This is a genomic window from Kineothrix sp. MSJ-39, assembly GCF_018917935.1.
In the GTDB taxonomy this organism is placed as follows: domain Bacteria; phylum Bacillota; class Clostridia; order Lachnospirales; family Lachnospiraceae; genus CAG-194.
Map to the genome: position 1 here is coordinate 57,609 of NZ_JAHLPN010000010.1, position 22,050 is coordinate 79,658.

General features: G+C 45.2%; 21 protein-coding genes. 1 reads left to right on the plus strand and 20 read right to left on the minus strand.

The features are described from left to right. Positions 1-2: 2 nt before the first annotated feature. The 6 genes from KQI22_RS08085 to mtaB form a co-directional block, all read right to left on the minus strand. A complete protein-coding gene (locus KQI22_RS08085; RefSeq protein WP_216551581.1) occupies positions 3-1,676 on the minus strand; it encodes a ribonuclease J in 1,674 nt (557 codons plus the stop codon). 172 nt (positions 1,677-1,848) lie between these two features. Then, positions 1,849-2,139 (minus strand): DUF1292 domain-containing protein, encoded by a 291-nt coding sequence (locus tag KQI22_RS08090; protein WP_253293563.1) that lies wholly within the window; start codon positions 2,137-2,139, stop codon positions 1,849-1,851. 8 nt (positions 2,140-2,147) lie between these two features. Further along, a complete protein-coding gene (ruvX, locus tag KQI22_RS08095; RefSeq protein WP_216551582.1) occupies positions 2,148-2,579 on the minus strand; it encodes a Holliday junction resolvase RuvX in 432 nt (143 codons plus the stop codon). Between the two features lie 12 nt (positions 2,580-2,591). After that, entirely contained in the window at positions 2,592-2,855 is a 264-nt protein-coding gene (locus KQI22_RS08100) for an IreB family regulatory phosphoprotein (protein WP_022005202.1), read from the minus strand. A 68-nt stretch (positions 2,856-2,923) separates the two neighbouring features. Continuing rightward, on the minus strand, positions 2,924-3,805 hold the full coding sequence (locus KQI22_RS08105) for a hypothetical protein (RefSeq protein WP_216551583.1): 882 nt from the start codon (positions 3,803-3,805) through the stop codon (positions 2,924-2,926). 216 nt (positions 3,806-4,021) lie between these two features. Further along, a complete protein-coding gene (gene mtaB / locus KQI22_RS08110) occupies positions 4,022-5,407 on the minus strand; it encodes a tRNA (N(6)-L-threonylcarbamoyladenosine(37)-C(2))-methylthiotransferase MtaB (RefSeq protein WP_216551584.1) in 1,386 nt (461 codons plus the stop codon). A 100-nt stretch (positions 5,408-5,507) separates the two neighbouring features. On the opposite strand from mtaB, the gene KQI22_RS08115 reads away from it, so the two are divergent. Further along, positions 5,508-5,738, plus strand: a complete 231-nt coding sequence (locus KQI22_RS08115) for an HPr family phosphocarrier protein (RefSeq protein WP_022005198.1) — start codon at positions 5,508-5,510, stop codon at positions 5,736-5,738. 81 nt (positions 5,739-5,819) lie between these two features. On the opposite strand, the gene thiI is transcribed toward KQI22_RS08115, so the two are convergent. The 14 genes from thiI to KQI22_RS08185 all read right to left on the minus strand — a co-directional run bounded on the left by thiI (position 5,820) and on the right by KQI22_RS08185 (position 21,752). Continuing rightward, entirely contained in the window at positions 5,820-7,001 is a 1,182-nt protein-coding gene (gene thiI, locus KQI22_RS08120) for a tRNA uracil 4-sulfurtransferase ThiI (RefSeq protein WP_216551619.1), read from the minus strand. Positions 7,002-7,021: 20 nt separating this feature from the next. Beyond that, positions 7,022-8,176, minus strand: a complete 1,155-nt coding sequence (locus tag KQI22_RS08125) for a cysteine desulfurase family protein (protein ID WP_216551585.1) — start codon at positions 8,174-8,176, stop codon at positions 7,022-7,024. Between the two features lie 46 nt (positions 8,177-8,222). Next, entirely contained in the window at positions 8,223-8,978 is a 756-nt protein-coding gene (locus KQI22_RS08130) for a 16S rRNA (uracil(1498)-N(3))-methyltransferase (RefSeq protein WP_216551586.1), read from the minus strand. Positions 8,979-9,235: 257 nt separating this feature from the next. Then, positions 9,236-10,276 carry a 50S ribosomal protein L11 methyltransferase gene (gene prmA / locus KQI22_RS08135; RefSeq protein ID WP_216551587.1) on the minus strand — a complete coding sequence of 347 codons (1,041 nt, stop codon included), beginning with the start codon at positions 10,274-10,276 and terminating at the stop codon, positions 9,236-9,238. Positions 10,277-10,426: 150 nt separating this feature from the next. Then, positions 10,427-11,614 (minus strand): molecular chaperone DnaJ, encoded by a 1,188-nt coding sequence (gene dnaJ, locus KQI22_RS08140; RefSeq protein WP_216551588.1) that lies wholly within the window; start codon positions 11,612-11,614, stop codon positions 10,427-10,429. A gap of 97 nt (positions 11,615-11,711) precedes the next feature. Then, on the minus strand, positions 11,712-13,592 hold the full coding sequence (gene dnaK, locus KQI22_RS08145) for a molecular chaperone DnaK (protein ID WP_216551589.1): 1,881 nt from the start codon (positions 13,590-13,592) through the stop codon (positions 11,712-11,714). Between the two features lie 136 nt (positions 13,593-13,728). Then, positions 13,729-14,349 carry a nucleotide exchange factor GrpE gene (grpE, locus tag KQI22_RS08150; protein ID WP_022005191.1) on the minus strand — a complete coding sequence of 207 codons (621 nt, stop codon included), beginning with the start codon at positions 14,347-14,349 and terminating at the stop codon, positions 13,729-13,731. Between the two features lie 48 nt (positions 14,350-14,397). Continuing rightward, a complete protein-coding gene (hrcA, locus tag KQI22_RS08155; protein WP_022005190.1) occupies positions 14,398-15,453 on the minus strand; it encodes a heat-inducible transcriptional repressor HrcA in 1,056 nt (351 codons plus the stop codon). A gap of 224 nt (positions 15,454-15,677) precedes the next feature. After that, positions 15,678-16,097, minus strand: a complete 420-nt coding sequence (locus KQI22_RS08160; RefSeq protein WP_253293565.1) for a DUF6465 family protein — start codon at positions 16,095-16,097, stop codon at positions 15,678-15,680. 161 nt (positions 16,098-16,258) lie between these two features. Next, entirely contained in the window at positions 16,259-17,095 is an 837-nt protein-coding gene (locus tag KQI22_RS08165) for an undecaprenyl-diphosphate phosphatase (protein WP_216551591.1), read from the minus strand. Continuing rightward, complete coding sequence (locus KQI22_RS08170) at positions 17,092-17,991, minus strand: patatin-like phospholipase family protein (RefSeq protein ID WP_253293566.1); 900 nt, start codon at positions 17,989-17,991, stop codon at positions 17,092-17,094. Before KQI22_RS08170 ends, KQI22_RS08165 begins: the two co-directional genes overlap by 4 nt. Before the next feature lie 44 nt (positions 17,992-18,035). Further along, positions 18,036-19,226 carry a pyridoxal phosphate-dependent aminotransferase gene (locus KQI22_RS08175; protein WP_216551592.1) on the minus strand — a complete coding sequence of 397 codons (1,191 nt, stop codon included), beginning with the start codon at positions 19,224-19,226 and terminating at the stop codon, positions 18,036-18,038. Positions 19,227-19,269: 43 nt separating this feature from the next. Continuing rightward, on the minus strand, positions 19,270-20,211 hold the full coding sequence (locus KQI22_RS08180; protein WP_216551593.1) for a hypothetical protein: 942 nt from the start codon (positions 20,209-20,211) through the stop codon (positions 19,270-19,272). A 77-nt stretch (positions 20,212-20,288) separates the two neighbouring features. After that, a complete protein-coding gene (locus KQI22_RS08185; RefSeq protein WP_216551594.1) occupies positions 20,289-21,752 on the minus strand; it encodes an MBOAT family O-acyltransferase in 1,464 nt (487 codons plus the stop codon). Positions 21,753-22,050: the final 298 nt, after the last annotated feature.

Consider the following 22,050-nt stretch of genomic DNA (forward strand, 5'->3'; position numbering starts at 1 on the left):
GCCTACACCTCCATGATAATAGGCAGGATCATCGGGCGACGTTTCGTCTTTTTCCAAAAATATTCGTTCAGCGAATCTTTCATCGCATTTTTCATTCTTCCCCAGTCGGAGATATTTCTGTCAATGCAGTCATCCAGCACATCCGATACGATATCTCTCGCGCCGTCTAAAAGCTCGTCGGATTCTCTCACATAGACAAAACCTCTAGAAACGATATCCGGGCCGGAAACTACGACATTGTTCTCGCAGTCGAGTGCCACAACAACGATCAGGATACCGTCTTCTGCCAGATGCTGTCTGTCGCGGATAACGATATTGCCGACATCGCCGACACCAAGACCGTCTACAAAGATAGAACCGACCGGAACCTTACCGGTCACTTTTGCATCTTCCTCGGAAAGCTCCAACACATCGCCTGAATGCAGGATAAAGATATTATCCTTATCCATGCCCAGCTTATGCACCAGATTTGCCTGTGCTTTCAGATGACGGTATTCGCCATGCACCGGAATCGAATATTTCGGCTGTACCAGCGTATAGATCAGCTTGATCTCTTCCTGTCTGGCATGTCCCGATACATGTGCATCCTCAAAAATAACATCTGCACCCTTGGCATACAGTTCGTTGATCACCTTGGAAACTGCCTTTTCGTTTCCCGGGATCGGATTGGAAGAAAAGATAACCGTATCCAGCGGACCGATTGAAATCTTCCGGTGCATTCCGGATGCCATACGGGAAAGAGCTGCCATGCTTTCGCCCTGGCTTCCTGTTGTGATAATGACTGTTTTTTCATCCGGGTAATTTTTGAGCTGTTCAATATCGATCAGCGTATTATCCGGGATATTGATATAACCAAGCTTTGTGGCTGTATCAATGATATTGACCATGCTGCGTCCTTCGACAACAACCTTACGTCCGTATTTATAAGCGGAATTGATGATCTGCTGCACACGATCCACATTGGATGCAAATGTCGCAATGATCAACCTTGTATTGGTATGTTCTGAGAAAATATTGTCAAATGTCACACCGACCGTTCTCTCAGAAGGGGTAAATCCCGGTCTTTCCGCATTGGTACTGTCGCACATCAGTGCCAGCACGCCTTTCTTTCCAAGCTCCGCAAAACGCTGCAGATCAATGGAATCTCCGAATACCGGTGTATAATCCACTTTAAAATCGCCTGTATGCACAACAATTCCCGCCGGTGAATAAATGGCAAGTGCTGCTGCATCCGCAATACTGTGATTTGTCTTGATAAACTCTACTCTGAACTGTCCCAGATTGATATGCTGTCCGAATTTGACAACCTTACGCTTTGTTGCTTTTTCCAGTCCATGCTCTGTCAGCTTATTTTCAATGATACCCATTGTCAGCTTTGTCGCATAGATCGGAACAGGCAGTTCCTTCAGCACATAAGGAAGCGCACCGATATGATCCTCATGTCCATGTGTGATCATAAAGCCCTTTACCTTATCTGCATTTTCCTTCAGATACGTTACATCCGGGATAACCAGATCGATTCCGAGCATATCATCCTCCGGAAATGCCAGACCGCAGTCCACCACAATAATACTGTCTTCATATTCAAAGGCAGTAATATTCAGCCCGATCTGCTCCAGACCTCCCAGCGGTATGATCTTGAGCTTTGACGGACTTTCTGTTTGTTTCTTATTCAATTGTTTTTCCTCCACATTCTTGAAACGCAAAGAAAGTCTCCCGGTAAAATACTATGCACACACGCTGCCAGTTCGTCTTTCCCGGTCATGGAATGGCAAGCCCTTCGCCCATAGGATTGTACAGAGTACTCCCTTTGTTTTATTGATATTATTTATATTTTGTCTGCCGGTCTTATTCTTCTTCGTCTTCCACGAATTCAATATCATCCAGCATATTTTCAAAAACTGCTGCTACTGCATCCAGTTCTTTATCGTCTGATACAATACGGTAAACGCTTTCGTCCCCGTCATTTTCTGTAATGTCCTTTAAGATCAGTGCCTGGGCATCCCCATCCGGCTGATCTGTCACGAGCAGATAATCCACTCCACCAAGGCGTGTCCGCTCCAACACATAAAACTGTACTTTTTCTCCCTCTACATCCGGTATGAATTCAACCTTTTCCAGGTTATTTCCATCTGTCATTCTGTCATCTACGCTTTCCGGTTCTGAAGATAATCCAGATACCCTTGTAATATATAAGAAGCTGCTATGGCATCCACATACTCTTTGCGGTCTTCCCTGCGGATCCCTGCTTCCATCATTGTCCTGTCCGCTGCTACAGTTGTGAGCCTCTCGTCCCACATGACCACTTCGATCCCGGTCCTGCGGAAAAGCGCATCTGCAAACGCACGTGACTTTTCTGCCCGCTCACCTTCTGTTGCATTCATATTCTTCGGTAATCCTACTACAAATTTCTCAACTTCATATTGTGCTGCCAGTTCTTCGATCCTGGCATAGGTCTGTCTTAATTTGTTTTCAGACTTTCTGCGCACGATTTCCAGGCTCTGCGCTGTCAGCCCGAGCGGATCACTTACAGCAACACCCACTGTCTTTGATCCGAAATCCAAACCCATAATACGCATAGTATATCCTCACTATTTCCAATGATTCGTTTTAATGTACTCTCTGAGCATTTCCTCTACCAGTTCATCCCGTTCTACCTTCATGATCAGGCTTCTGGCATTCTTATGGCTTGTGATATAAGTAGGATCTCCCGACATGATATAACCGACGATCTGATTTACCGGATTGTATCCTTTTTCACTCAAAGCCTCGTATACTGTAGAAAGAACAACCTTCACGCCTGTTTCCGGCTCTACTTCCACTTTAAAATATTGTGTATTTCCCAAATCCTGCATTTCATCACGCCCCTGTCTGTTTTTGGTATTGTAACCCTTTTTCTATGTTTTTTCAAGTATTATGTAACCTACTCCATATGTGTCTGCTTAAAGGAATTCATTTCCGGCTTTAAAAATTCATTCTCTACCGGCTTCTGTGACTGCACGAAATTTTCCACATCTTTATCAATCACAACTTCTTTTTTCAGCAGCAGATTGACCTCGTTGAAGATCTTTTTATATTTCTCGGAAGCTGTGATCGACATGAACAGATCACTGATATTTCTGTGCTTTCCGTTTTCATAGTATTTAATCTCTTTGGTGTCGAGATAATAGTAGATCTCATGCACGGACTGCTGGTTTGTCAAAGAATCGTAAACCGTTTCATCAATACGGATCGTACGGTCTGAGCTTTCTCCGTGGATCACGATACTGCCTCTTGTGGTCGGATTGATCTCTGAGCTGAATGCCAGCCTTGTCAGCTGTTCCTTGATCAGGTTGATATAATAATCTACCTGCTGGCGGGAAACTGCCGCAGCCGGGCTCACTGTCTTTGCCCCTGCCTGCTGTACGGCAATACCGACGCTCACGCCGATCTTCATAATATAATCGTGCATTGCCTGTCTGTCTTTTACCTGCTTTTCCAGTCTGGCATTTAAAGACGGCAGACCAATTACAAGCACGCTCTTCAAAAACTTGTATTTTAAGTCTGTGATCTCCTGCTGTTTGGTAGACATCGTCGAATCGGACAAGCTCGCCTTCTTCATGAAATTAAAGGATGTCTCACCGATGCTGATCTCAAATGTATTGGCATCTACACGCAGAAGCAGATTGCCGTTCTCACTGTTTGTTGTTTCAAGCGTCATTTCAATCTCGAAATCTGCGTCTTTCGGGAAATGCTCCATGATTGCCTGTGATGTTTCTTTTGCTACACGATCGATCTCTGCGATCTCGTCCTTTGTGTATTTCATATTTGGTACCCCGCCTTCTACATTTCTACATGATCTGTCTTTTCTGTTGCCCCCATGCTTGGAAAAGACTTTATCCCGCACTCTGCATCCTGTTGCGCAGGATATTTGCTCGTTAATAAGCACAGAAAAACAAATGCCACCTTCGGTGTCGCTTGTTTTTCTTTGTGCTTATTACATTATAGCATTATTCCAGGATACTGACAATTCCCTGTTTTCTTAACAAGTACCGAGCAGGGTTTCCTCATCTGCAAAGCCTGTCAGGCGGCAGATGCGTTCCTGATTGGTCATTTCTGCCGGATCGATACCTTCCGCAGGGATTGCCACGCGTACATAGTTGCGTGTATGCCCGGTCAGATACTGTCTGCCTTCTATTTCATGGCACTGCTCAAACAGTACTTCCTGTTCTTTTCCGATATAATATTCCCGGTATTCCTTAGAATGTCTTGCCGTCATGGCAAGCAGCACACTGCTTCGCTGCTTCTTTTCTTTTTCCGTGAGCTGCCCCGGCATATTTGCCGCCACCGTTCCTTCCCTTCTGGAATATGGGAAAACGTGCATTTCAAAAAAACGGATCTTTTCAAGGTAAGAAACTGTCTGCGCAAACTCTTCCTCGGTTTCTCCGGGGAAGCCCGTGATCACATCCGTCGTGATCGCAGGATGCTCGTACACACAGCGCAGGATTTCCACACTCCGGGCAAACTCCTCTGTCGTATATCTTCTGTTCATCCGTTTCAACACACTGTCGCAGCCACTCTGGAGTGACAGATGGAAATGCGGGCACACCTTTGGCAGTGCAGCAAGCGCGCCTGCAAATGCTTCTGTGATCACACGGGGTTCCAAAGAGCCCAGACGGATACGGGTAATACCATCTACCGCATGGATCCGCTCGATCAGCCGCAAAAGCTCCTGCTCATTTCCCTGTCCACCAGTCGTATTGTATGACTCGCCATGGAAGTCCAGTCCATAGGAGCTTAAATGAATTCCTGTCAAAACGATCTCATGATAGCCGGTTTCTGCAAGTCTTCTGACTTCTTCCTCTACCTGCTCCGGCTTTCTGGAACGGACACGTCCTCTTGCAAACGGGATCACACAATAGCTGCAGAACTGATTGCAGCCGTCCTGGATCTTGATATATGCACGGGTATGCTCCGCCGTATGCACAAGCTGCATCTCCTCATATTCCTTTTCCGCATTGATATCGATCACCGAAGTATGTTCCATTGTTTTGTCCGGTAGCTGTTTCTCCGCACTCTGACGCTTGTCCAGATAAGCCTCTATGATCTCCACAAGTTCATTCTTTCGGTTGTTACCAATCGCAAGATCAATGCAGTCATCCTTCTCGATCTCAGCCTCATTTGTCTGCACATAACACCCCACGGCTACAACGATCGCATCCGGGTTCTGCTTCTTGGCACGATGCAGCATCTGTCTGCTTTTTCGGTCCGCAATGTTTGTTACAGTGCATGTATTTATGATATAAATATCCGCTTTTTGGTTAAAATTAACAATTTTGTATCCTTTTTTTTGTAAATATTGCTGCATAACGTCAAGTTCGTAAGAATTCACCTTACAACCAAGGTTATGTAATGCCACACTTTTCATTGTTATCCTCACTTTTTTTGTATGGTTTTCGTATTGACTTTTCAGCCCCTTTTATTTAGTATAATAGGCGAAGGTATTAAAACAAAAGGAGGTAATTCAAATGAAAACAGTACAGATTTCATTAAACTCAATCGACAAAGTAAAATCATTCGTAAACGACATCACAAAATTTGATTATGATTTTGATTTAGTATCAGGAAGATACGTAATCGATGCAAAGTCTATCATGGGTATTTTCAGTTTGGATTTATCTAAGCCAATCGATTTAAACATCCATGCAGAAGGCGATGCAGAAGATGTTATGAAGGTTTTAAAAAACTACACAGTTTAATGCATCTGATCTCACTTCGTGAGATCCTCAAACAGAAGATTGAAACGAGCAGCCAAGCTGCTCGTTTTTCTTTTTCTATTTTTATTCAATCTCTATGATCTCTCTTGTTTCAAGTGCTGTCTTGACCAGTTCTTCTACAGTGCCTTCGAGATTCTTTTCATGCCCTCTGATCACTTTTACATTCGGCTTGGTAACAGGATGCTTTGCCACAAAGATGGTACAGCAGTCCTCAAATGGCAGAATAGAGGTTTCGTAGGTGTTGATCTTTTCGGAAATATCCACGATATCCTGCTTATCAAATGCGATCAGCGGTCTGTATACAGGCAGCTCGCATACTTCGTTTGTTGCCACAAGACTCTGCATTGTCTGGGAAGCCACCTGCCCAATGCTTTCGCCCGTTACAAGTCCGAGGCAGTCTGTTTCTTTTGCGATCGTTTCTGCGATCCGCATCATGTAGCGGCGCATAATGATCGTCAGTTCATCATGTGGGCACTTCTCATAAATGGCAAGCTGTACATCCGTAAAGTTTACAACGTGCAGACGGATCGGGCCCGCATAGGCTGCAACATATTTTGCCAGATCGACAACCTTCTGTTTTGCACGTTCTGATGTATAAGGCGGTGCATGGAAATAGGTTGCCTCCAGCTTCACGCCACGTTTGCTGATCATATAACCCGCAACAGGGGAATCGATTCCGCCGGAAAGCAGGAGCATCGCCTTACCGCCTGTTCCGACAGGCATTCCGCCCGGTCCCGGAATGATCTCGGAATAGATATAGATCTTTTCTCTGATCTCCACATTCAGCTCAAAATCGGGATGATGCACATCTACCTTCATATCCGGGCATGCATCCAGGATCACACCGCCAAGCTCACAGTTGATTTCCATGGAGCGCATCGGATAATTCTTTCTGGCACGTCTTGCACATACCTTGAAGGTCTTGTTTCCTTCCGGGTAAACTGTTTTGACATAATTTACGATCGTCTCGGAGAGCTTTTCAAATCCTTCATCCTCAACATAAACAACCGGGCAGATACCTGAAATACCAAATACTTTCTTCAGTGCTTCTACCGTTTCATCAAAATCAAACGCTGACTGCGCATCCACGTAAATACGACCCTGTGTCTTGCGGACAGCAAATTCACCATCGATCTTGCTGAGTGCAAAACGGATCTGATCGACCAGTGCATCCTCAAACAGATACCGGTTTCTGCCTTTGACACCGATCTCTGCATATTTTATCAAAAATGCTGTAAACATAATTTTCCCTTTCTTTTCTATGCTCAATACCTTGTATACTTGCGTAACATTGGCAGTATATCATATAAACAACGTAAAGTATAGTCCAATTCCTCGGCGGTTGTAAAGACGCTGAAGCTGAAGCGGATCGTGGAATCCAGCAGGCTCTGGCTGATACCCATCGCCTTTAATGTTGCGCTGACCGTATGCTTATTGGATGCACAGGCACTGCCTGCTGAAACATAAATCCCTTTATCTTCGAGTGCGTGAAGAAGCACCTCGCTTCTGACGCCCGCAAAAGATGCACTGACGATATGTGGTGCTCCCTGCTCATAAAGCGGGCCGTTGATAACAACATCACTCAATTTCTGCAGTCCGTCTTCAAAATAACGTTTCAGTTCATATAACCGTTCTACATCGCGATCAAGGTTAGCATATGATAACTCCGTTGCTTTGCCGATGCCTGCGATTCCCGGTACGTTTTCTGTTCCGGAGCGCATTCCTTTCTGCTGACCACCGCCGAAAATGATCGGTTTGATTTTCACATGTTCATCAATATACAAAATGCCGACACCCTTTGGGCCGTGGATCTTATGTCCGCTCACCGAAAGCATATCTACATGACTTTTCTTTGGATAAATACGAAGCTTGCCAAAGCCCTGCACCGCATCTACATGGAACAGCGTATGCGGATTCATGCGTTTGATCAGTGCACCGGCCTCTTCGATCGGCTGGATCGCACCCACTTCGTTATTCACATGCATAATGGATACCAGTATCGTATCCGGTCTGATCGCCTGCTCCAGTGCATCCAGACGTAAAACGCCTTTTTCATCGACCGGCAGATAAGTCACTTCATAGCCGATGCTTTCCAGATATTCCATTGTCTGCAGGATTGCAGGATGTTCTATTTTGGTTGTGATCAGATGTCTGCCCGCTCTGCTGTTTGCACTCGCTGCACCCATCAGCGCCCAGTTATCGGATTCTGTACCGCCGGAAGTAAAGAAGATCTCCTTTTCCTGTACCTTCAGTGTCTTAGCGATCCTTTCTTTTGCTTCTTTCACATAGACTTCCGCATCCACACCCTTCTGATGCATGCTGGAGGGATTTCCGTAATCCTCAGACATGATCTTTGAAGTAAGCTGCACGACCTCATCATATACCTTCGTCGTTGCGGAGTTATCCAAATATACTTCCATTTTCGTCTTCCTTTCCGCTTTTGTCCTATCTTATCTTATGCATTTTTTACGCTTTCAGTTCCTGTCCTTCGAGTGTATACATCAAAATCGAAAGCACTGTCATACCGGCTGTTTCCGTCCGCAGGATCCGCTTGCCCAGCGTGATCGGCTGCGTGGCATGTGCCATTGCCTGCTCGATCTCCTCCGGTGCAAATCCGCCTTCCGGACCGATAAAAATCCCGATGCTCTGCCCGGGTCTTATCTCTTCGATCAGACTGCGTGTTTTTGCCATATCTTCCGCCATTTCATATGGGATCAGTCTGACATCGAGCATATCCGCATAGGCAAGTGCCTGTGCAAAGCTCATCACAGAATGTACCTGCGGAACAACCGCCCGTTTGCTTTGCTTTGCCGCCGCCTCACTGATCGCCTGCCAGCGCGCAAGCTTGCTCTTTTCCTTCTTGGCATCCAGCTTTACAACCGCGCGTTTTGTCGCGACCGGAATGATCTCGTAAGCACCGAGCTCCACTGCCTTCTGGATGATGAGTTCCATCTTATCCGCCTTGGGAAGTCCCTGAAAAAGATAAATTTTGGAAGGCAGTTCTACGCCGTCTTCTTTGATAAAGCGCAGTTCGCAGATCACCGCATCTTCTGTCATCTGCAAAATGCCGCATCTGTATTCTCTGCCATCGACGCCGTTACTGACCGCGATCTCCTCGCCGACCTTCATGCGCAGGACGTTTTTAATATGATTGACATCTTTTCCGGTAATGACGACCTGCTTTTCGCTGATCGCGCCCGGATCTACAAAGAACTGGTACATGCGTTTCTCCTATCATACTTCTGATTCTCAGTTTTGTAACGCGGCGGGAACCTCACCGCATGCAAAATTGGCTGCGCCAATGCGGTGAGGCTGCATACTGCATCTATCTCATAGATGCAGTACATTCGGGAACCCCTCGCATGAAAATTGCTTCGCAATGCTCGGGGCTACATACTGCATCTATCTTATAGATGCAGTACATTTGGGAACCCCTCGCATGAAAATTGCTTCGCAATGCTCGGGGCTGCATACTGCATCTATTTCATAGATGCAGTACATTGCATCCACTCTCCTTGCTGGGTGATCTCAACGACAGTAAGACCGGCGGCTTTCATGGCATCTGCCACAAGCCCTTCTTTTCCGTTGATGATTCCGGAGGTAATGACGGTTCCGCCCGGCTTTAAGCATTTTGCCACAACCGGCATCAGAGGCACAAGCACCTCTGCCAGAATATTGGCTACTACGATATCATATTTTCCATAACCGACACGATCCTGGATCTCCTTCTCCGTAATGATATTGCCGATCATCATCTCAAATTTAGCAGGGTCTATTCCATTCATTTCCATATTTTCCCTGACCGCTTCCGTTGCACATGGATCCAGATCCGTTCCAACCGCATGCCCGGCGCCATACATCAGCGCTACGATCGCCAAGATACCACTACCTGTTCCGACATCCAGAAGCTCTGTCTGCGGTGTGATATATTTCTTTAACTGGCGGATACAGAGCTGTGTTGTCTCGTGCATACCTGTCCCAAATGCAGTGCCAGGATCGATATGCAGGATCTTTCTGCCCTGATCCTCCGGCTTTACTTCTTCCCAGGACGGCGTTACCAGAAGTTCATCGATATAAAACTGATGGAAGAAGTTTTTCCAGTTATTGACCCAGTCTTTATCTTCCGTCTCGGAAACCGTGATCGTTCCTTCCCCGATATCCATAAACATACGCAGGTCGTCAAGCTCCTGCTGCATGCGCTCGATCAGCTTCGGCAGATCAACTACCCGCCCGCTGCTTACCAGAAAGTAAGAGTTGTCCGCTGCCCCATCAAGTCCCTGTGGCAGCTGTGGTTTTTCATCGCCTTCTTCCGGTACTTCCACAAAAAAGCTCAGGTATGCCACACCGTCATCTGCTGGTCCATCCGGCAGAATATCCACGAACATCTGCTCCTTTTCCCATGCGGTAAGCGGCACTTTATCCTCAATCTGTGCACCTTCCAGCCCCAGATCGTACATCGTACTGATGATGATATCCTCTGCCTCGGAAGTTGTCTTTATCATTAATTTTGTCCACTTCATCACGCGGTTCCTTTCTCATATACATTCTACCAAACACTTTAATAGTTGATTATAGCAGATTTCAGACAGATAGACAAATATTCCGTTTACGCAAAAAAGAAAAGCAAAAAGAAAAGGTACTCCTAAAAGCACCTTTTCAACTGTTTTATTTTATTTAAAAAGACCTTTTTTCTTTTTCTTATCCGGGGAGCCCTTTGGATCCTTCGGATCATCGTCTTTTTTGCCTGCTGTGTAGTTTTTGACAGCCTCCAGCGTATTACCAGTTTCCGCATCAAACTGACGGAGCAGTTCTTTCGCTTCATGGCTTAATTTATCCGGAACCTGTACAACGAGCGTTACATAATGATCGCCTCTTGTATCTTTATACCGCAGGGACGGAACACCTTTTCCTTTGAGACGTACCTTCGTGTCAGTCTGTGTGCCCGGTTTTACCGTATATGCCACTTTACCGTCCACGGTATCGATCATGATCTCGCCGCCCAGTGCTGCAACCGCAAACGATACAGGGACTGTGGAATAAATATTGCTGTCCTGTCTCTGGAAGATTGGATGACGCTGTACCATAACCTCAACGAGCAGATCTCCTCTCGGTCCGCCATTTGTACCAGGCTCTCCCTTTTCGCGGATCCGGACGCTCTGTCCGTTATCAATACCGGCAGGAATGGATACCTGGATCTTCTTGCGGGATGAGATATATCCTGTTCCATGGCAATCCTGACATTTATCTTTAATGATCTGACCTGTTCCGCCACAATCCGGACATGTCTGTACATTACGGACTGTTCCGAAGAAAGACTGCTGTGTAAATACGACCTGACCTTTACCGCCACATTTCGGACAGGTTGTTTTGCTCGTGCCCGGTTTTGCACCTGTTCCGTGGCAGGTCGGACATGGATCCTTCAGATTCAGCTCCAGTTCTTTATCTACGCCGAAAACAGCTTCTTCAAATGTGATCCTGACGCTTGTTCTGATATTTGCACCCTTCATCGGTCCATTGCTGGCACGTCTTCTGCCGCCGCCAAACATATCGCCGAAAATATCACCAAAGATATCACTGAAATCTGCACTGTTAAAATCAAATCCGCCGTAGCCGCCGCCTGCGCCGCCTTCAAATGCCGCATGGCCAAATTGATCATACTGCTGTTTTTTCTCCGGATCACTTAAGATTGCATATGCCTCAGAAGCTTCTTTGAACTTTTTCTCAGCTTCCTTATCGCCCGGATTCATATCCGGATGGTATTTCTTCGCCAGCGTACGGTATGCTTTTTTGATCGTAGCCTCATCCGCGTTTTTATCGACACCGAGGACTTCATAGTAATCTCGTTTCTGTTCTGCCATTATGTTCTACCTTTCAAACAAGGGATAGGGTGCAGACTTTACCGCCCACACCCTGTTCCGTTTTCTTTCATCTGTTCTGCGCGTCGCAGCTACTATCTTATACCTCTCTGAAGTCTCCGTCAACTACATCGTCTTCCGGTGCTGCCTGCTGCTGCGCCTGACCCATATCAGGTCCTGCCTGTGCACCTGCTGCACCCTGAGCACCTGCTGCCTGCTGTGCCTGCTCATACATCTTCGTGAAAAGTGCCTGAGCGGATGTCTGCAGTTTTTCTTTCTTTGCATTGATCTCAGATACCTGATCTGCTGTAAGCTCCTGATCCTTTGTGCTTTCCAGATAAGACTTCAGATCTGCAAGATCTGCTTCCACCGGTGATTTCTCACTGTCAGAAAGCTTATCGCCTACTTCATTTAATGCCTTTTCTGTCTGGAATACGAAGGAATCAGCTTCGTTTCTTGCATCGATGGCTTCCTTACGTGCCTTATCCTGTGCTTCATATTCAGCAGCTTCTTTGACTGCCTTATCGATCTCATCATCAGACATGTTAGAGCCTGCTGTGATCGTAATATGCTGTTCCTTACCTGTACCAAGATCCTTAGCGGATACGTTTACAATACCGTTTGCATCGATATCGAATGTAACCTCGATCTGCGGGATTCCTCGTGGAGCCGGTGCGATACCGTCCAGACGGAACTGTCCCAGAGACTTGTTGTCTCTTGCGAACTGTCTTTCACCCTGTACAACGTTGATATCAACTGCACTCTGGTTATCTGCCGCTGTAGAGAAGATCTGGCTCTTCTTTGTCGGGATCGTTGTATTTCTTTCGATCAGTCTTGTTGCAACGCCACCCATTGTCTCGATAGAAAGAGAAAGTGGAGTAACATCCAGAAGAAGGATATCACCGGCGCCTGCATCACCTGCTAATTTACCACCCTGTACGGAAGCACCGAGTGCTACACATTCATCAGGGTTCAGTGATTTATTCGGTTCGTGACCGGTCAGCTGTTTTACCTTTTCCTGTACTGCAGGAATACGTGTAGAACCACCAACGAGTAATACCTTGCCAAGATCTGCTGCTGTAATACCTGCATCCTTCAATGCGTTCTGAACTGGAATTGCTGTTCTCTCAACCAGATCATGTGTCAGTTCATCAAATTTCGCTCTGGACAGGTTCATGTCAAAGTGAAGCGGTCCATTTGCATTCATGCTGATGAATGGCAGGTTGATATTTGTTGTTGTAGCGGAAGAAAGCTCTTTCTTAGCTTTTTCAGCTGCTTCTTTTAATCTCTGCATAGCCATCTTATCTGTAGATAAGTCAACACCGTTTGCATTCTTAAATTCTGCTACCATCCAGTCAATGATCTTCTGGTCAAAGTCATCACCACCAAGGTGTGTATCACCGTTTGTGGATAATACTTCGATAACACCGTCACCGATTTCAATGATAGATACATCGAATGTACCACCACCAAGGTCGTATACCATGATCTTCTGTTCTTTTTCATTGTCAAGACCATAAGCAAGTGCTGCGGCTGTAGGCTCGTTGATGATACGTTTTACATCAAGACCTGCGATCTTACCTGCATCTTTTGTTGCCTGACGCTGTGCATCATTGAAATAAGCAGGTACTGTAATAACAGCTTCTGTCACCTTTTCTCCCAGATAGCTTTCTGCATCGGCTTTTAATTTCTGCAGGATCATTGCTGAAATCTGCTGTGGAGAATATTTCTTGCCTTCGATTGTACGTCCTCTGTCTGTACCCATATCTCTCTTGATGGATGAGATCGTATTTTCTGCATTTGTAACTGCCTGACGTTTTGCAGGTTCACCGACAAGACGCTCTCCGTTTTTTGTAAATGCAACAACAGACGGTGTTGTTCTTGCGCCTTCTGTATTTGCGATAACGGTAGGTTTACCACCTTCCATAACAGCTACACAGCTGTTTGTTGTACCAAGGTCAATACCAATAATTTTACTCATAACTTTTTCCTCCTAAAGATATTCTTTTCAAAACCAATTTTTAAATCATCCATTTTATTCACCGGCCTTATCTTTCGATAAAGCCATATTATATAAAGATCTCTGTTTCAGATCCCTACACCATAACCATTTCCCGCTAAGAAACAACCGCTACCATACTGTGACGGATTACCGTATCCTTATACAGATAGCCTTTCTGCAGCTCCTGTGCCACAAAACCTGTTTCATATTCTTCACTCTCCACCTGCATCACTGCATTATGGAAATTCGGATCAAACTCCTTACCGATCGCTTCGATAGGCTTAACACCCAGATCTTCAAGCTGTTTCATCAGCTGCTTGTAGATCATCTGCATACCGTCTGCAAACGGCTGGTCTGCTTCATCCACAATCGGAGTAGCAAGACCTCTTTCAAAGTTGTCAACAACCGGAAGTATCTTTTCCAGCACATTCTTAGCGCCCATATCAAACATCTGGGTCTTTTCCTTTTCACTCCGGTTTCGGAAATTTTCAAATTCTGCAAGCTGGCGTTTTACTTTATCCTCCAGTTCGTCAATTTTTTCTTTTGTTTTATCTTTTTTCCTGTCGTTTTTGTCCTTCTTTTTTTCTTCCTTTTCGGAAGCTTTTGTTTCCTTTTTGTCAGATTCCTCAGCAGCTTCCTTTTCAGCTTCTTTTGCGGCTTCCTTTTCTTCCTTTTCCGCTGCTTTCTGCGCCTCTTTGATCGCATCCTGTATTACTTTTTCTTTATCCTCAGCCATGTTATCATCCCTTTCCGTTTTTCTTTATTATTTCAATTAGAAAAGATGTTATTTATCATCCTTTGTACCGATCTTCTTTTTATCATACAGATTATCAAGCTGATTCATCAGCCCTTTCATGGTATCCACTACCTTTTCATAATCCATCCGCTTCGGTCCGATAATACCGATCGTACCCCGCATGCCTTCTCCCAGATCATAGGTTGCTGTTACAACACTGCAGTCACGCATGGTCGAAACAGGTGATTCATCACCGATATACACCTGAATACCGTTGTTTTCCGGATTGGTAAGCGTTTCTTCCACCAGTGAATTCAGCAGATTCTTTTCTTCAAATGTACTGATGATCTCGCTTGCTTTTTCATTATCCGTCAGTTCAGGGTATTTGAAAATATTTTTGGCTCCCGATGTATAGATCTCAAGGTCTTTGTCCTCCTTGATCGCTTCCGCTACCGCGTCGATCACATCTCCGACAAGCGCTTCATGCTCGCCCGCCTGCTTTTTCAGCCCTGTGATCATCGCAAGGCTGATCTCATTAATGGAAAGACCGTTCAGCGAAGTATTCAGCAGGATGTTGAGCTTTAAGATCGTCTCATCATCCAGTGCTTCCTCTGTCGTAAGCATTTTATTTTTGATCAGATTACCTTCCACCACGATCACTGCAATGAGCTGATGTTCCTCTACTCTGGAGAGCTGGATGAACTTCACCTTGCTGCCCTGACAAACCGGCGCTGAAACCATTGCCGCATAGTTGGTATCATTGGCAAGTACCTTGGCTGTCTGCTTTAAAAGAGAATCCAGCTTTTCTTCCTTTTCCAGAAGCAGTTCTTTCATTTCATTGACTTCCTGCTCCTTCTCGGCCATCATGTGGTCAACATATAAACGATAGCCCTTATCAGAAGGAATCCGCCCTGCAGAAGTATGAGGCTGCAGGATATAACCAAGCTCTTCCAGATCCGCCATTTCATTCCGAATGGTCGCGGAGCTTAAATTCAGATCTGTATATTTGGAAATCGTACGGCTTCCGACCGGTTCGCCCGTCTCTAAATAGTTCCTGACAACGGCCTGTAGAATTTTAAATTTTCTATCATCGATCTCCACCATATCACTTCCTTTTCAGACCTTTTTCTTTTTGTTAGCACTCAGCTCTTTCGAGTGCTAACATCTTTTCTATCCATAACATAGCACTCCTTTTGTGTGTTGTCAACGATTATTTGAAAATATTTTTTGTATCATTTTCTATACAATAAAAAGAAAGAGCTCCACCAAAGTGGAACTCTTCCGAAGTCTTTCCTTATAATATGTAACAACTGCTTAAAACCTTCGACTTAGATATCGAAATCGCCTGTTACATCACCGTTCATTACATAGTAAACCTTGTTTTCTTCCGGTTTTACATATAAATCAACGCTCTTTAAGTCAGCCGCCTTCTTACCAAGGTCATACTGCCAAACATCTTTTGCCATCTTTTCGAAATCTTCTGCTTTGTATTCCTTACCGGCGAACTGAAGATTTACACTGACCTTTGTTGCTGCCTTTACAGTAGCTTCTTTCTTTACAGGTGCTGCTTTCTTAGCTGTTTCCTTTTTAGGAGCTGCTGCCTTTTTAGCAGGTGCTGCTTTCTTTTCTTCTACTACTTTCTTAGCTTCAACCTTTTTCTCTTCAACCTTTGCTGCTACAGGTTTTGTAGCTGCGACTGCCTTTGCTACTGGTTTTGCTGCTGCTGCAGCTTTCTTAACGTCTGCCATAATCATTGTCTCCCTTCACACTATTTCATGTTATATTGACTGAAAGATTAGTTTTGTGTTTGTTTTTCTGTGGATACTATAACGCAATTTCCAATTCGTGTCAAACTTTTCGCCCGAAAAGCCGCTTAAATACGGCTTTTTCTCCATTTTGAACAAAAAAATCAGTGAACAAGCGCAAAATATATCAATAATACCGCACCTAAAACAATTCTGTAGATACCAAATGGGATAAAATCATGCTTTTTGATATATCCCATCAGGAATTTTATTACAATTATAGACACAACAAACGATACAATACAGCCAACCGCAAGGATTGCAAGTTCCATGGATGTGAAACTGAGTCCCATCATCAGGAATTTGACCAGTTTCAGCAGGCTGGCACCAAACATGACCGGAATCGCCAGATAAAAGGTAAATTCTGCTGCCACAACTCTGGATACCCCAAGGAGCAATGCGCCGATGATCGTTGCACCGGATCTGGATGTGCCCGGGAAGACAGCCGCGATCAGCTGGAATACCCCGATCCACATTACTGTTTTATAATCCAGCTGATCAATCGAGGTGATCCGGAAAGTTGTTCCCTTTTTCTTCTTTTCTACAATAATAAATAAGATACCAAATACAATCAGTGCCATTGCAACGCACGGAAAATTATATAAATATTTGTCAAACACATCATCAAATAAAACACCGACAATTCCCGCCGGAACACAGGCAACAAGGATCTTAACCCACAAAAGCAGGATATCCTTTTTCCAGACCGGCTCTTTTTTATCCTTCAGGTTCAATGGGAAGATCTGGTTCCAGAACAAAAGGACAACTGCAAGGATTGCCCCCAGCTGGATCACGACCAGAAACAGGTTCCAGAATTCTTCTCTGACATTCAGCTTGATAAATTCATCCAGAATGATCATGTGGCCGGTACTGCTGATTGGCAGCCATTCCGTAATACCCTCTACAATACCGAAAAATATCGCTTTAATAATTTCTATCATGGTGTCTCCTTTTCTAAATATGCCCGCATTGCATCGTAGGAGGCTTCCGCATCACGATAGCCCTCCTCATATAATGCGACCAGTTTTTCTTTATCTTTTTCCACTCTGCCGACAGCCGACTTCTGCTGTGGTCTGATGATAAATACATTGCCTCTCTTTTCTTCCTTCTCCAGAAAATCGAGCGTCCGGTTGTACCGCGTATGGCGGATCGCCATATCGTGGATCAGATACGGATATTTATGATACCGTACCTTTACCATGCCCAGCATGGAAAACGGCTCTCTGCGATAACCGACCTCTTTTGTCATGACAACGACATTCTTCCGGTTTCCTTCCTTTAAAGAATGCATGATCGGAATGCAGTCTGCAATTCCGCCGTCCAGATATTTTCTGCCATCGATCTCCACAAACCGGGAAACCAGAGGCATAGAAGCAGACGCCTGCACCGCAATGATATCCTTGTGCATATCCTGCATCTTATAATAGACCGGAGCTCCCGTTTCCACATCCGTCATAACTGCATATGCATTTCCCGGATATTTCATCGCTGCCTCATAATCATATGGATTCAGCTCATTCGGTATCGTATCATAACACATTTTCGCATTAAAAATATCTCCTGTTGTCGCCATGCTGTAAAAGCCGCAGTAATGCGGATCCTTCAGATAATCGACCGCAACGCTGAGTCCTCTGCCCCGCTGTGCGGAAATATAGCTGCAGAGCGTACAGGCTCCCATGGAAACACCGTAACAATTTGCAAATGTGATCTTTTTGTCCAAAAAGAAATCCAGGACGCCGGCTGTATAAACGCCTTTCATACCACCGCCTTCTAAAACCAGACCAGCCTGATACATGTTATCACTTCCTTCTATATTATGTGTTCTATCATAAAACATGACAGTAACCTGTTGTTATCCTTTTTCTAAACAGTCTCTAAATTTTAGCACAATCCATATTCCTTTGCCAGCTTTTCAAATGCCGCAAGTGACCTTTTCACCTTTTCTGTCGGTACGCAGTAGGAAATACGGAAAAAGCCCGGACAGCCAAAGCTGTCGCCCGGTACAAGCACCAGATTGTAAGCAAGTGCTTTCTGGCAGAATGCCTTTGCATCTTCTTCCGGGGACTTCGGGAACATATAAAAAGTACCGCCCGGTCTGACACAGGAGAATCCCATCTTGGTCAGTGCTTCATATAAGATATTGGCATTTTCCTCATAAACCGACAGATCTGAAGTTTCTCCCAGAAGTTCTGCAACCGTAAGCTGCAGCAGGGAAGCAGGACAGTTATGTCCGATCCCTCTGGAGATCTGTGTACACATATGTACGATCAGTGCTGCGTCCTTGCAGGCAGGATTGACTGCCACATAACCGATACGCTCGCCCGGCAGAGAAAGCGATTTGCTGTAAGAATAGCACATGATCGTATTGTCGTAAAACTGCGATACACAAGGGGCATCCACGCCTGAAAATACAATTTCACGATATGGTTCATCGGAAATGATATAAATATCGTGTCCGTATGTTTCCTGTGCTTTGGAAAGCACCTCTGCCAGCTTCCGGATCGTTTCTGTAGAATATACGATTCCGGACGGATTATTTGGGGTATTGATCAGAACTGCCGCTGTTTTTTCGGTGATCATCTGCTCAAATGCCTCAAAGTTGATCTGGAAGGTTTCCGTATTTGCCGGTACTACCTTCAGAACCGCACCTGTTGTTTCAATATACGGTCTGTATTCCGGGAAAAACGGAGCAAAGGTAATGATCTCCTCGCCCGGGCATACAACTGCACGGAAGGCATGTGCCAGAGCACCTGCAGCACCACTTGCCATAAAAACATCTTCATAGGTATATGGGATATCATATGTCTTTGCCAGATACGCTGCAATCTTTTTGCGCACCTGCAAAATACCGTGGCCTTCGCTGTAGCCATGCAGGGAAAGCGGCTCTGTTTCCTCCAGCAGCTTTTTGATCACATCCTCCACCTTTTTCGGAGCAGGCACGCTCGGATTGCCGAGGCTGTAATCGAATACATTGTCAAATCCGATCTCCTCGCCCATTTTATGACCGGCCGCACTCATTTCACGGATGACCGATTTCTGTCCTAACATATCTTTGTACTTTTGTGAGATCATACTGTTCCTCCTTTATATAACGATACGGATATTTATCTGTTTTCTATTTGTTTTCGTATTTTACTTCGCCGTCCATATAAGCACGCAGATCCTTGATGAGCTGCTGCGTTCTTGCTTTTGCGCCCTCATCCGTCAGATGCATATAGGTGTTGTAAAAATAAGAAGTCGGATATCTGTAATCATTAAAGTCCGAGATCACCGGTGCCTCCAATGCATCCGCAATCTCCTGCCCCATCTCATCATATGCTGCCCTGTCAGGTGTTCCTTCATAATCTGCAATCGGATAACCTGCCACAACCATATCTGCTCCCTGCTTTTGCAGATCTTCATATAATGTATTCAGGCGTTTTGCTGCCGTCTCATTAATATGATGGATCGCCACCATCGAAAAATCAATGCCTTCCTCCGACTGCGGGCGGGGATAATATACATCCCCGTATGCATTAAAGGCACTTCTGCGGTAGCAGTCATTTGTTTCCTGATTGCCTGATTCATTGCGCCACTGCCCAAGACATTTGCGCAGATAGGTCGGATACGCCCGAATCATGTCCCACCAGTCCTTTGGGCGGATCAGCTTATACAGCTCAAAATGATTCTCAATCGTGATCCATGCAAGCACCGGATTCTTGATCGCATCCGCATCGTCATAGTTGCTGTGGCACACCACGTAGATATCGCCGGGCGTCACATTCAGCCGTGCCGCCTGTTCGTTAAATACATTTCCGACACCGCCGTGCAGTCCCATATTTACAACAGGCATGGAAAATGCTTCCTCCAACATCTGACTGTCCATACCAAACGCCAGATTGGAATTGCCGATCAGAACGATCTTCGGGCCTTCTATCGACTGCAGGCGTGAAGCCTTATCTACCATGGACGCCTGATAACTGCCCATATACTGCGGCATAACAATCCCAAAGCAGAATGCAAAGAGAAGTAATGTCAATATAAATAATTTACAAAAGAAAAGTACTTTTTTCTTCATGCACATATTCCTTCTATATCTTACTGCAAATAATCTTTTCAATATCTTTATTTTCCGACTGTCCGGCTTTGGATCTGTCAGAACTGGAAATAGATAAATGCCGTCTGGGCATATTCATAGCCGTATACGCCAAACAGCAGGATAAACAGCAAAAGTCCTACATACACCAGATACCGTGCAAACCAGCCCTGTGAAAGGACAAGCACTGCTGCATTTTTCCCCTGATAAAGCAGTCTGTCAACCTGCCACAGTAAAAGCAGCGCAAGCGTGACCGCCAATAAAAGTGATGGCTCCATTCCCGCAAAAACAGCCCCGAACAACCTGTGGAAGCCCGGAACCGCCTTGATCTGCCTGAGCATACCAACAGCATCGCCCAAGGAAGAAGCTCTGAAAAACAGCCAGGAAAGATCCACAAGGGCAAATGTCAGAATGCCCGCAAAGATCCTGTAAGACGGGCTTTGTTTTGCAAGCTGCTCTGCCTTTTTCCGATAACCGGTCATTTCCTCGATCACCATATAAAGTCCGTTGATACCGCCCCAGATCACATATGTCCAGTCAGCACCATGCCACAGACCGCTGACCAGAAAAACGATCATGACATTCAGATATTTGCGCAGCTTTCCTTTTCTGTTACCGCCAAGCGGGATATACAGATAATCCGTAAACCAGCTTGTCAGGGAAATGTGCCAGCGTCTCCAGAAATCATGTACACTGACTGCCAGATAAGGCGCCTTGAAATTATCCATCAGCCGAAAGCCCAGCACCTTCGCACTTCCGATCGCAATATAAGAATAACCGCCGAAATCGCAATAGATCTGAAACGCAAACAAAACAGTTGCGAAAACGATCTCCGCACCGGTATATGCCAGATAATTGTCATAAATTTCCGTAATATATACGGACAGGTTGTCCGCGATCACAATTTTCAAAAAGAGCCCCCAGAGCATCCATAAAAGCCCTTCCCGGATCCGGTCTGTGTCAAAGGTATGTTCCTCCTCAAACTGTGGCAGCAGATTGTCCGAACGCTCGATCGGACCTGCTACAAGCTGCGGGAAGAACGAAACAAACAGGGCATAACGGAAAAAGTTCCGACAGGCTTTGATCTTGCCCCGGTATACATCCATCGTATAACCCAATGCCTGAAAAATATAAAAAGAAATACCGACAGGAAGCAGGATATCAAAGGCAGAAAGCTGTCTGCCATGAAAAAGACTGCTGAGCCTGTTCAGATTCACAATTGCAAAATTCAGATATTTAAAGTAGAACAACAGTCCCAGATTCAGTAGAAAGCTGGCTACCATCGCCATCTTTGCCAGTTTTACGGACTGCCGTCTGACCTTTGCCCATTCCACCAGAAGACTGCACAGGTAAGTGATCACGGTAGAACCCAAAAGCAGCAGACCATAGGCTGCATTCCAGTTCATATAGAAGAAATAGCTCGCGATCAGAAGCCATGCATTGCGCAGCTTTTTCGGAAAAGCAAAATACAGGATCGTCACTATAGGAAAAAACAGCAGATAGCTGACTGAATTAAAAATCACAAATTTGCCCTTCCTTTCTAAATGGTAATGTCAGTTTATTATACGTCGAATACGTCCGTTTGGCAATTTTTTGTTTATTTTCGATAAAAACGCAATAAAAGTGTAGGCACTATCACTCTATGCTTTTACAGCAAACAATGCTATGATACCTATAGATTGCAAAAGCCTGTATCACAAGCAGAAGATACAGTACTTCTGCAGTGTTATTCTTTCACCTTGCAGGCTCCCCTTTGGGGAGCCTGCTCTTTATATATCAGGGGAATTTTCCCTGATATATAAAGAGCCACTCCGTGGGATG